The 11,980-nt window shown below is 47.6% G+C and carries 13 protein-coding genes; 10 read left to right on the top strand and 3 right to left on the bottom strand.

Features of this window, described 5'->3' with window-relative positions; translation table 11 throughout:
* Together QUB04_RS23410 and QUB04_RS23405 are read right to left on the bottom strand one after the other, a co-directional pair.
* Positions 1–1,165 (bottom strand): tetratricopeptide repeat protein (locus QUB04_RS23410; RefSeq protein WP_333288046.1); only part of this gene is annotated, 1,165 nt, incomplete at its 3' end.
* A complete protein-coding gene (locus QUB04_RS23405; protein ID WP_333288045.1) occupies positions 1,105–2,082 on the bottom strand; it encodes a sigma-70 family RNA polymerase sigma factor in 978 nt (325 codons plus the stop codon). The genes QUB04_RS23410 and QUB04_RS23405, both read right to left, overlap by 61 nt.
* A 460-nt stretch (positions 2,083–2,542) precedes the next feature.
* On the opposite strand from QUB04_RS23405, the gene QUB04_RS23400 reads away from it, so the two are divergent.
* The 5 genes from QUB04_RS23400 (at position 2,543) to QUB04_RS23380 (ending at position 6,272) form a co-directional block, all read left to right on the top strand.
* On the top strand, positions 2,543–2,794 hold the full coding sequence (locus tag QUB04_RS23400) for a hypothetical protein (RefSeq protein ID WP_333288043.1): 252 nt from the start codon (positions 2,543–2,545) through the stop codon (positions 2,792–2,794).
* 117 nt (positions 2,795–2,911) lie between these two features.
* Positions 2,912–4,108 carry a response regulator gene (locus QUB04_RS23395; RefSeq protein WP_333288041.1) on the top strand — a complete coding sequence of 399 codons (1,197 nt, stop codon included), beginning with the start codon at positions 2,912–2,914 and terminating at the stop codon, positions 4,106–4,108.
* Between the two features lie 41 nt (positions 4,109–4,149).
* On the top strand, positions 4,150–4,287 hold the full coding sequence (locus tag QUB04_RS23390) for a hypothetical protein (RefSeq protein WP_333288039.1): 138 nt from the start codon (positions 4,150–4,152) through the stop codon (positions 4,285–4,287).
* A gap of 55 nt (positions 4,288–4,342) precedes the next feature.
* A complete protein-coding gene (locus QUB04_RS23385; RefSeq protein WP_333288038.1) occupies positions 4,343–4,972 on the top strand; it encodes an IS607 family transposase in 630 nt (209 codons plus the stop codon).
* A gap of 1 nt (position 4,973) precedes the next feature.
* Complete coding sequence (locus QUB04_RS23380; RefSeq protein WP_333288036.1) at positions 4,974–6,272, top strand: hypothetical protein; 1,299 nt, start codon at positions 4,974–4,976, stop codon at positions 6,270–6,272.
* 215 nt (positions 6,273–6,487) lie between these two features.
* Here the strand turns inward: QUB04_RS23380 and QUB04_RS23375 are convergent, their stop codons facing one another.
* The gene (locus QUB04_RS23375) at positions 6,488–6,835 is read right to left on the bottom strand and encodes a hypothetical protein (protein WP_333288034.1); all 348 of its coding nucleotides are present in this window, start codon (positions 6,833–6,835) and stop codon (positions 6,488–6,490) included.
* 307 nt (positions 6,836–7,142) lie between these two features.
* Here QUB04_RS23375 and QUB04_RS23370 point away from each other — a divergent pair, with 307 nt between their 5' ends.
* The 5 genes from QUB04_RS23370 (at position 7,143) to QUB04_RS23350 (ending at position 11,588) form a co-directional block, all read left to right on the top strand.
* The gene (locus tag QUB04_RS23370; RefSeq protein ID WP_333288032.1) at positions 7,143–8,306 is read left to right on the top strand and encodes a GuaB3 family IMP dehydrogenase-related protein; all 1,164 of its coding nucleotides are present in this window, start codon (positions 7,143–7,145) and stop codon (positions 8,304–8,306) included.
* 487 nt (positions 8,307–8,793) lie between these two features.
* Positions 8,794–9,117, top strand: coding sequence for a thioredoxin (gene trxA, locus QUB04_RS23365; protein ID WP_006631199.1), 324 nt, complete (start codon positions 8,794–8,796; stop codon positions 9,115–9,117).
* Positions 9,118–9,306: 189 nt separating this feature from the next.
* On the top strand, positions 9,307–10,374 hold the full coding sequence (locus QUB04_RS23360) for an LOG family protein (protein ID WP_333288030.1): 1,068 nt from the start codon (positions 9,307–9,309) through the stop codon (positions 10,372–10,374).
* A gap of 295 nt (positions 10,375–10,669) precedes the next feature.
* A complete protein-coding gene (locus QUB04_RS23355; RefSeq protein ID WP_333288028.1) occupies positions 10,670–11,218 on the top strand; it encodes an urease accessory protein UreH domain-containing protein in 549 nt (182 codons plus the stop codon).
* A gap of 31 nt (positions 11,219–11,249) precedes the next feature.
* Positions 11,250–11,588: a hypothetical protein gene (locus QUB04_RS23350; RefSeq protein WP_333288026.1), complete on the top strand. Its 339-nt coding sequence runs from the start codon at positions 11,250–11,252 to the stop codon at positions 11,586–11,588.
* The last annotated feature ends 392 nt before the right edge of the window (positions 11,589–11,980 follow it).

Genomic DNA, 11,980 nt, shown 5'->3' with positions numbered 1-11,980 from the left:
GGGTAGGCACGGGGGCACTACCCTTGGGGGTAGGCACGGGGGCACTACCCTTGGGGGTAGGCACGGGGGCACTACCCTTGGGGGTAGGCACGGGGGCACTACCCCTACAAAATTCACGTTTTTGGTGAGCGGTAGACGCAGAGGTTAAAGGCAAAATCTCGCACAACGCCCGATAAATTTCACAATCCTGGGGATAGAGACGATAAGCCTTCAGCATCGCCTCAGCCGCCCTCTGATATTCCCCGGTATGGAACAAGCACCGCCCATAGGAATACCAACCCCTCGGATGATTCGGGTGTTCCTCAGTAAACCGTTCCAACACCCCAATCCCGTTAGCCGACTCCCCCCGGAATAGGTGATAATAGGCCAGCAACTCGCGGGCATCCGCCGCATCAGGAGCCAGTTGCAGCACAGAACTAATTATCTGTTTAGTCTGTTTGCCTTCCTCACCCGATACCAATCTCATCCGGCAACGAGTATCCGCCAGTCGTTTGAGCGCTCGGAAATCACCCGGAGCCACCTCTAGCGCTTTGCTCAACCGCCGCTGGGCTTGGCGCACATTACCCACCGCCTGACTCGCGTCGTAGCTGTCAATCAGCGCTACAACATCATCCGGGTTCAGTGACAAAACCGTATCAAAGGCTCGCAAAGCTGCAACCGCATCCCCTCTCCCCCTTTGCACCTGCCCCAAGGCCAGCCAGTGAGCCGCATTATCTGGTTCAAGGGTTGCCGCCGACTCAAAAGCGAGTATCGCGGCTTGAGTGTCATTTCTACAGAGTGCGATCGATCCGCTGATATGCTGTCGAGTCGCCTCATTGCGTGCATTGGCCAAGGCACTTTCATAAACTGCTATGGCCTCAACCTCTTGTCCCATAAGCTGCAAGAGTTTCCCCAATTGCAACCGCACGCCAATCAATGGTTGCTGCCGATCGATCACTTGGCGATACTCCTCAACCGCCTGCTCAATACGACCCATTGCATACAGCAGATTCGCCAATTCCAACCGTTTCTTCCATCCAGAAGGATACTGCTGCACGTACTCACTTAATGTTTTCAGCTTCTGGTCAATTCGGGCGGGCTTTTCGTCTAGAACTAGGTAAGCATTCAACTCCACCCCAGAGGACTGAGTGAGGGATACCAGCCGGAGTGTAGTGTTTCTAGACATATTGCTGTTACCTGATAATTAATTGTCTCGCCAATGTTCTCTGTCATCGGGGCGATCGAGTCGGATGCGATCGTTTCATCGAATTGTAGGGGCAATCCCCCCGCGATCGCCCCAACCGTGGCTGCCCCACCCGTGGCTGCCCCAACCGAGGCTGCCCCACAATCTTGACGCGGTAGGCACTGGGGCACTACCCCTACAGCAAAATCATCCGCGATCGCCCCAGAATCTTGACGGGGTAGGCACGGGGGCACTACCCCTACAGCAAAATCATCCCCGATCGAGGCAACGTCCCCCTTTTTAGAGGACTCGGAGGAATCTAACAAAGCATCATCCACCCCTGACAAATACTTGCTCAAACGCTTTTGCAGAATATCTCGTGCCTGTTGGATGCGCTTGTAAACGTTATTGAGCGAGAGAGCAAGTTGTTGGGCAATATCTTGATAGGCAATCTGGTGGCAGTAACGCAGGATAAACGGAGTTCGCAGTCGAGAAGGAAGAGTATCAATAGCGCGGCGAATGTACTGTCCCAACTCATGATGTAGAAGTGCTTCTTCAGGAGAGTTCAAACAAGAAATAACTGCTGAGCTTCCTGTAGCAGCTACTTCTTCAATATCCTCCATTTGCATTGCTTTCCGGCGACGTTCTCGGTGTATATCTATACATAGATTATGGGTTAAGCGAGTGATCCAAGCTCGGAGGTTGGTGATTTTTTCGGCATAGTCTGGCAATTTATCCCAAGCTTTGAGCATGGCGCGACTGAGCACCTCTTCAGCATCAGTAGCATTCCCCTCCATCCACCTGAGACAGCAACGGTAAAGATCATCTCGGTTCTGCTGCCATAGCTGCCAAAATGCTTTCTCTATATCTTCAGGACAATACCGAATGTCTGTTGCAATAACGGATTGAGAATTTGACATGATTTTAAAAGTGGTGAAAGATAAATGTGGAGGAACATTCCTCTGTTCCTTTTTTCGTTGCACCCCAATCCCGCAAACATCTAGCTCAGTGTGGTCTGAGTATTTATGCGGATAAAGATTGGATTCAGTTACTCTTTTTTTGAGGCTGCATCCTTTCCATGTCTGTATCCTGGCTCCCCTCCCCCGCCCCTGTCAGTCGGAAAAGTCGGATCGTAAAGTCGGAAAAGTCGGACGCCCTGGTTTTACTATCTATCTTTAGATAGAGCCGATCGACAGCATGACTGGTAGTGTTCTATGTCTTTTGGTGGATGCTATTAATAGTATGTTTGCGCGCTCGGCATAAAGCAAGTCGGAAAAGTCGGATCGTAAAGTCGGAAAAGTCGGATCATTTGGAGCGTTATGTGAATAGGGCTTACGCATGGGGGCCCATCACCTGTGTTTTTTTAGGAAAATACACAGGTTGCAGCCCGCACCCAAGGTAAAAAACCCGGTTTCTTTGGTGGGAGTGCCTCCAAGGCTGGTGAAGAAAGAGGTGGGCAAAAATTTAAGCGAACAAACTCAAATAGCTGACGGGGAGACAAGCAACTTAAAAGCCTTGCAATTAAAGGGTTTAAGCCGATCGCCCTCACAAAGAATTAAGCGGGCGCGATCGCATGGCTGCATATTTCGACAAGGTGGAATCACGATCGGGGGCGATCGTCCCGGAGCGTAAGTGTCAATAAGTCTGTCATAATAGCTATTAGGAATTTTTCCACCGACTTACTACGGTGTATAACTCAAAGCTAGGGTGCCCAACTGAAAAAAATTACCCGATGAGATTGATTTGTATATGACTTTTGAGCAAGCTCTAGAATTTCTCGAATCAGCCTTAGAGTCCAAAACCAGTAAACCGTTAAATTTTCTTGAGCAGGAAATCTTAAAAGCTGCGTGGAAAAACGCAACTTATAGTGCTGTTGCTGACAGCTTGTACCTCAGTGTAGGACATATCAAAGATTTATCTTCCATCCTGTGGCACCGCATTTCAGAGGTAATGGGGGAAAAAGTTACTAAGAATAACTTCCGCTCTCTGCTAGAGAAGCAAAGCACCCAAACTGATCTCGCCGAGGCCAAAGTCGAAGGCGAACCTATGACGATGGCTTCGGTAGGAGAAAGTGACATCAATGAATTAGGAACTTGCAAAGGCAACATTTTAATTGTTGATGATCTCCCAGAGAATCTGCGTTTTCTCACAAGAATTCTCACTAAGGAGGGGTATAAAGTTCGCTGCGTCACCAATGGTGCGATGGCCTTGAGGACTGTTCGCCATTATCCCCCCGATGTTGTATTGCTGGATATTAAAATGCCAGACATGAACGGCTATCAAGTCTGCGAAGCCCTCAAATCCGATGAAAACACCTCAGAAATTCCGATTATTTTCTTAAGCGCACTTGACCAAGTTTTTGATAAAGTTAAAGCTTTTAAGGTAGGGGGGTCTGACTACATCTCTAAACCTTTTCAGTTGGAAGAAGTGGTAGTTCGCCTCGAAACTCAGCTCACTATCCAGCACCAAAAACGCCAGCTTAAAGAAGCAATTGAGCGACACCAGCAAACCGCAGAAATTGCCTACCAATCTCGCAGCCTGCTGGCAAATTTGCTAAACTCATCTCTGGATGGCATAGCTGCGGTGGAGGCGGTGAGGGGAGATATCGCTGGAGAAATTGAAGATTTTCGCTGCTTGGTAGTTAACCCTGTCTTTGCCAGACTCTTAGGGAAAAAACGAACAGATCTCGCGAGCGAACCCGTGCTGAAACAACTGCTTAATCAATTGAGTCCAGGAGTGTTTGATTTATTAGTAGAAGTTGTTGAGACTGGAGAATCGCTTGAAGGAGAGGTTCATCTAGAAAGTGATTACCTTGGCAAATGCTATTATTTCACTGCTGTTAAATTGGGAGACGGTTGCTCAATTACCATCCGCGATCTTACAGACTTAAAACAGTCGGCATTAAAGTCAATGATCGAACAGAACCAACGGCGTGTTATCAAATAGGATAAACGGCGCTTACGCAATCTGACCCAGAAACCGGGTTTATGAAGTGCAGTTCCAGCAGCAAAACGAGGTTGTTAGTAGCTTCCGGGAGGCGAGAACCGGGGAGAAGGGCGATCGTCCGAACTCCCGGCATTAACTGCAAATCTTTGCCCGTAGAATTGAGATTGTCTAATTACTAGAAAACGGAATATTGGAGTATACTGGAGTGATTCTCTATATTAGATTGTTCTAGTAATGTATCTGTCCCCAGCTCAAGCACAGGAAAAATACGGCTACCACCCTAAAACATTAGCAGATTGGGCGGATGACGGCAAAATCGAATACATCCGCTCCAAAGGAGGTCATCGCCGCTACCTAGAGTCCAGTATTGTCGGGAAATCAGGCTTGCAGGAAACTACCGGATTGGTAATCATTTATGCCAGAGTCTCAACTCATTCGCAGAAAAACGATTTAGAGTCTCAAGCTACAGCCCTCAAAGCTAATCGGCAAGGCAACTTAATTCGAGAGATCGGCTCTGGGATGAATTTTAAGCGCAAGAAATTCATTAAATTGATGGAGCGAGTTGGACACGGAGAAATATCTGAAATTGTTGTCGCTCACAAAGATCGTCTGTGCCGATTTGGATTTGAATTTGTGGAATGGTACTGCTCTCAAAATGGCTGCAAAATAACTGTTTTAGGCAAAACCGACCTATCCCCTCACGCTGAATTGATGCAGGACTTTATGAGCGTCATGCACTGCTTTAGTAGCCGCCTTTATTTTCTGAGGCGTTACAAAGACCCGATCAGTAAAGAAGAAATAACGACTAACGAAAAATCTGCGGAACCCATTGAGGAATCGGAGTGTATAGGAGTATCATTGTAAAATGCTCAAACGCCAAAAAGGATATTCAATCGCAACAAAATCAGTTAAAGCGAAATTGATTCGCTCAAAGTTTGATATGCAGGAAACCAAGGATGCTTACAACGAAATAGTGCATTTTTATTTCCTGTTAATTGCCGAAAATCCTCAAGGCGTTAGTATTCCCGTTCAATCTAATGGTGGTTGGCGATACTACGAACTACTGACTGCTGGTCATCAGTTTATCAATGGTTTCCCTTCCCCATTGAAAAGAGCTGCAATTCGACAAGCCATCGGCGCTTACGAAAGTTGGAATTCTACCTACCAAAAATGGTTAAATCGGCCGAAGCGGATGAGGCATCATAAACCTCCTATCCATCCTAGAGCGTTCCGGTTCAACCCGCAGTACGATTCAGGGATGTGGAAAGAGGATGATGGCTTTTCCATTGTTTTGAAGATGCGAGTTGGAGATGCGTGGAAGTGGGTTAAACATCAATACCAATGCCCTCATATCTCAGCGGAATGGGTAAAAGGTTCTCCCAGGATTCAGGTACAAAACGGTTCTTTGTGGATCGTTTTTCCACTAGAAAAGTATGTTCCTGCAACTGGAGGTATCAAGGGACTCATGTCTAAATCCGCATTTAGAACGTGCGGAGTTGATATGGATATCGACAAGTTTATCATCATTGCAACCGTTCTAGAAACCAACGACAGAGGCGAAACGACTGAGATCGCTAGACACTTTATCAACCAGTCGCGTCATATAGCTCGTAGGAAGCGGGATCTAGGAAGAATTGCAATCAAGATGAGAAAATCCAAAATAGTGAGTCGCGGTTTTGCTAAATCAAAATGGGACTCAATAACGGCTAGAGAAATTGACTTTTCTAGGGTTGTTTCAAGGAGGCTTGTTGAATTCGCGAAGCACTGGAAAGCGGATGTAATTAGTTTTGAACACCTGGGTAATCTTCGCCCCAAAAAAGGTAAATTTTCTAGGCGGTCAAATCAAAAACGCGCTTACTGGCTCAAGGGAAAGGTTTTTGAACAAGTCAAGCGGATTGCGTATCAAGATTATGCCATATTGACAACTCGTGTTAGTCCGATGAACACGAGCCGTCTTAGTCCGTGGGGAGATCCACTTTGGAGAGGAGTTAAATTTCCTGCTAGCCCACTTGAATTTGAGGACTATCAATCTGGGGCGGCATTAGTGGCAACTGTTAATGGTTACAAAACTCATTCTGGATTAAATGCCGCCCGCAATGTAGCGTTAAAAGCAATCAAGCGCAACATCCCAGAGGCGGAGCTCAATCTTAAAAGCCTTAAGTAGTAATACTTGAGGTGTGCAATCAAACTAGAACGGTGTTAGCGACTGCCACTTTGATTGTATTAGGCCAGGGTAAACTGCCTAAAAATTCCTACCTTACTACGCTCCACTTGGTTGGGACTAGCTCCCACAAACTAAAGGACGCGACTACAGAGGAGTTGCAAAAGTGAACTTTATTGGGAATGTCGTGTTTCGCTCCGACTTACTCCATTTATGGGTTACTCCATGACAGGATTGCCGACAAACTGAGCTTTCTTTAAACCCTGTCGGTTTAAGTCAGCAGCAGTCAAAGCATCTCTAGTAAAAACCGCCAGACATTTCTCTGAGCAAAGCAAGTGCCACAAGATTAAACCCAAATCGACTCGCCCCTCGTAATAACTAGAATGGGCCGATAGAAAAATTATATAGGGGCGGTTGCTGGCATGGGCGATCGCAGCCGCGACAATATCCCCAGTGGCCACCACCAAATCGCAGTGGCGCGAATGCCTCCAAACAGCCTGCAATTGCTGCCAAGTCAAAGCAATCAGCCCGGCCCCAATATCTTTGAGGAAAAACAGGGGATTCATGTAAAAAACGCCCCCAGACGGCATTTGACTGGTGGGCCCATTGGCACGGTCGATCGGCGGTAAGCAGCCCCGTCACCTACAATCGGCATGGCCGAAACATCAACATCCGCGCCAGATGCTCTCAAAGCTTGAGAATTTGACAGTTAATCGAGTCTTCCCCGTGGCCGTTGCTGAGGAAAAGAATCCCCTTCGATTTCATAAAATCCAATCAAGATCAGGCTTTTTAAACTCATTTGCGCGATCGCTACCTGCCGACAGGCTACGATTTTGTTACTCTAATTTAAATACATTGTGGAAGTGAAACAGCGTGAATATTGAAATTGGGCGGGGCAAAAGTGCTCGCCGAGCTTACGGCATAGATGAAATCGCGCTCGTACCAGGACAGCGCACCCTCGATCCGAGTTTGGCAGATACCAAGTGGCAGATTGGCGGGATCGATCGAGAAATCCCGATTATCGCCAGCGCAATGGACGGAGTAGTCGATGTCCGCATGGCCATTTTGCTGTCGGAATTGGGAGCAATGGGGGTGCTCAACCTAGAAGGAATTCAAACCCGCTATGCCGATCCCCAGCCAATATTAGAGCGCATCGCGAGTGTCGGGAACCACGAATTTGTTTCCCTGATGCAGGAACTCTATGCCGAACCCATCAAGCCAGAATTAATCGAGCTCAGAATTAAAGAAATTAAAGCAGGAGGAGGGATTGCCGCCGTCAGCGGTACACCGGCTGCTGCGAGCAAATACGGCCGGGCGGTTGCTGAATCTGGAGCCGATATATTTTTTGTGCAAGCAACAGTAGTCTCGACAGCTTTCCTTTCCCCTGAGTCGATCGCGCCTCTAGACTTAACTCAATTCTGTCAAGAGATGCCGATACCAGTAATTTTGGGCAACTGCGTCACCTACGAAGTCGCCCTGAATTTAATGAAAACTGGCGCTGCGGGCATTCTCGTGGGCATTGGGCCGGGGGCTGCTTGCACATCTAGGGGCGTATTGGGTGTCGGCGTTCCCCAAGCCACAGCGGTAGCAGACTGCGCCGCCGCGCGGGACGACTACTATCGCGAAACTGGCAAATACGTGTCGGTGATTGCTGACGGCGGTTTAATTACCGGCGGCGATATCTGCAAGTGCATTGCCTGCGGTGCCGATGGAGTGATGATTGGTTCGCCCTTTGCCAGGGCCGCCGAAGCTCCCGGCCGCGGCTTTCACTGGGGGATGGCGACTCCCAGCCCAGTTTTGCCGCGCGGCACTCGCATTCGCGTGGGGACTACGGGTACTGTGGAGCAAATTTTGCGCGGGCCGGCCCTCCTAGATGACGGTACGCACAACTTGCTCGGAGCTCTGAAAACTAGCATGGGCACCTTGGGCGCTAAGGATCTTAAGGAGATGCAGCAAGTGGAAGTGGTAATTGCTCCTTCTCTGCTGACTGAGGGTAAAGTCTATCAAAAAGCTCAGCAGTTGGGCATGGGTAAGTAGATTTACCGATCGAATACCAGCATACCTTGACAAAATTTGTTCAAGAGTCTCGAAATTTACAGAATATTGTGGAATTATCGAGAAGGAGATGTCACAATATAAGAAGCGGAGACGCATGTTTCCGTTCACTCCTCACACCACACTCCGCCCGGACTACTGTTCGGGCGGTTCCTTTTTTGCCGGAAATCTTGGCTCTTGCTTACTAGATACAGAATTGAGGCTTTTAGCTCCGGAGAGGCCCAGAGTGTCCGAGTGGGAGAGTCTGGGAATGGGAGAATTTTTCTTCTACATAAGTGCATTCTGCCTTCGGAAAGATAAGTGCCTTCGGAAACATAAGTGCCTTGTGCCTTCAGAAACCTTGTGCCTTCTTCCTTCTACCGTCTTCCTTCTTCCTTCTGAAGCATTCTGTTAAAATCGTTGACGCAAGTGGTTACACTTTTTGCTAAACTTGTTATCCGAGAAATAGTATTTACAAGGATGGCTAGGGATGTCAGCAGCCGCGCAAGTAACCGACTCTACCTTTAAGCAGGAAGTGCTCGATAGCGAAGTTCCAGTTCTAGTGGATTTTTGGGCTCCCTGGTGCGGGCCCTGTCGGATGGTGGCGCCCGTCGTAGACGAAATTGCCCAGCAATATGAAGGGCAGGTCAAGGTAGTAAAAGTTAATACCGACGAGAATCCTAACGTGGCCAGCCAATACGGTATCCGCAGCATTCCGACGCTGATGATATTTAAGGGCGGTCAACGTGTGGATATGGTGGTTGGGGCAGTTCCGAAAACTACTCTGGCCAACACTCTGGAAAAGTACATTTAACTGAACTGCGAGCGGTTTCGCGCTGTTCTTTTTGGGCCGCGAAAGCTAACTCCCTTCAGAACCGGGGCAAAGCTACAGGAAAAGTTATTAGTGGCCAGCATGGCAATTTGCTGGTGGCTATTGGCTTCTAACTTGGGCTTGCCCCTTAATTTTTAGTAGCGACAATTTGTTATCGTTTCGGAAAAATTCATGATTCGTTCTGGGTCAGGTCAAGGTTTTGAGTCCCTCCAAGCTGAAGTGATGGATTTGCTCGATCGCTTGCCAATGTTGAAGCACTCTGAGTGGATCGAACGATCGCTCTCTACTATAGTGCAAATGGCCAGAGAGGATCTCGATCGGCTAGACTTGAAGATTATTGCGGCGTCGCTCCGAGATATGGAGAGCGCTTTTGAGATGTTTTATCCTTACCGCCACGTTCGCAAAATTGTGATTTTTGGTTCGGCGAGGGTGTCACCGCAATCTGCAGAATATTTGATGGCCAGAGACTTTGCGCGGGCGATGGCCGAGCAGGGGTTTATGGTGATTACTGGCGGCGGCGGGGGAATTATGCAGGCGGGGAACGAGGGGGCGACTGCTGAACGTTCTTTTGGGCTGAACATTCAGTTACCTTTCGAGCAGAGTTCTAATCCTTTTATTGCCGGCGATCCCAAATTGCTCAATTTTAAATATTTTTTCACTCGTAAGTTATTTTTTCTCCGGGAGAGCGATGCTTTAGCTCTGTTTCCGGGCGGTTTTGGCACTCTGGACGAGGCTTTTGAGTGTCTGACTTTGACTCAAACTGGCAAGTTCGGGCCGGCTCCTTTGGTATTGATCGATCGACCGGGAGGAGATTATTGGCTTGATTGGAATTATTTTGTGCAAAAACAATTGCGGGGTCGGGGTTTGATTTCAGCCGACGATCGCAGCCTGTATACGATTACTGACGATGTAAATGTCGCTTGCGAGGCGATCGGTAGTTTTTATCTGGTTTATCACTCCTGCCGCTACGTGCGCGAAAAATTGGTAATTCGCTTGAAAACAGAGCTTTCTGAGGAGAATGTCGATCGGCTAAATACTGATTTTAGCGATATTGTTGTCACCGGAAAAATTGAAAAAAGTCAAGCTTTGGAACCGGAGATAGGAGATGCAACTTTCGATCTGCCGCGCCTGACTTTGCATTTCAACCAGCGGGATTTAGGGCGGCTTTATCAGCTAATTGCTGCTATAAATCAAATGGGTGCAGCTTCGCCGGCGGCGGCGCATCCAGAACAAAAGTAGTTATTAGTCATTAGTCATTAGTCATTAGTCATTAGTTATTAGTCATTAGTCATTAGTCATTAGTCATTAGTCATTAGTCATTAGTCATTAGTCATTAGTCTGTAGGGGCGGGTTTCACGAGAAATATTTCTAACTTACTCAGGGGATAAATAAACCCGCCCCTCTGATGGAGATAAATTTTGACGACAATCTTTTGACAAAATTGATAGGCTGCATTTATGATAATCAACACTCATCAATAATCAATCAGCAGTAAAAAAACTAATAACTAATGACTGCTGACTACTGACTCCAGATGCTAGACCTGCTGCTAATTGCAATTTTGGGATTTCTCGGCAGTTTCGGTCACTGCGCGGGGATGTGCGGCCCGCTGACAATGGCGTTTTCTCTTTCTAATTCCCGCAACGATAAATTAGCTGCTTTCCGCTTTCATTTGCTGCTGAATTTGGGGAGAATTGCTGCTTACGCTTTGGTTGGTGCAGCAATTGGCGGACTGGGTTCGGTGTTAATTGCTGGCGGACTTTTGGCAGGTACGGGTAGCGAATTGCGGCGGGCGATCGCACTTCTCACGGGCACGATGCTGATTTGGTTCGGAGTAGTGCAAATTAAACCGGGTTTGCTGCCCAGATTGCCGCTGTTGCACCCAATGTCGCACGATCAAGTCGGACAAGCAATGAGCAAGCTTTCGGCACAAAAAAACTGGTGGGTGCCGATTGGTTTGGGTTTGCTTTGGGGTTTGATTCCCTGCGGTTTCCTCTACGCGGCGCAGATTAAGGCGGCGGAAACGGGAAACCCGGTTTTGGGTGCGACAACGATGCTGGCTTTGGGACTGGGCACATCATAGGCTGCAATGGAATTTTGACGCGCTATCTTTTATGTTGCCGCAGCATCAGTTGGGAATGGTGGCTGGGATGCTGTCGCTGCTGTTGATGTTGCCGGCGGCGATTACAAGTTGCGATCGCATTCAAAATTTTTTAGGCAAGCTGTGGCGAATGCTTCACCTGTTAAGCGTTCCAGCTTTCTTGCTGTGCGCTGTACACGCGGTACTCATCGGTTCCCACTATCTCGGCGGTTTTGAATGGAAGTTGCACAATCAACTGCTGACAGCGGTGTTAGCGGTGGTTACGGTGTTAGTTATGTTTGTGCGATCGCGCTTGTTTTGGTCACTTTTATCACTAGAAAAGTTCTATATTTCGCCTGTCAAACAAAAGTAAAAGTTTAGGATTGTTAGTCTTTTTGGGATTGCTAATTGAAGCAACAATTCCCAGTGCGCCGCAGTTAAACTCAATTTCACTTTTGGCGCACCAAGTCGAAGTATCGGGAGATCATCCCTATAAAGTCACGGTTCGCTAAGATAATCTTTCCATCACCGAACATACATCTTGTAGGGGCGGGTTCACCGACAATAAATGCCTAAAACCCCCAATCTCATAAACCCGCCCCCACCCAACGACAAAGCATAATCTACCTATTTTAACATACAAAAAAATACAAGCGAAATCTGTATAAAACCTTAAAAATTGCCAACTCTACAAAATGTCACAAATTTTTACACTACATTATAACCAGTGTCCATTATGGAATTTGTGCAAGCTAACCTCTTTTG

Origin of the sequence: Microcoleus sp. D2_18a_B4 (genome assembly GCF_036702475.1) — a bacterium.
Taxonomy (GTDB): domain Bacteria; phylum Cyanobacteriota; class Cyanobacteriia; order Cyanobacteriales; family Microcoleaceae; genus Microcoleus.
This window is presented reverse-complemented; position numbering and strand designations above follow the sequence as displayed.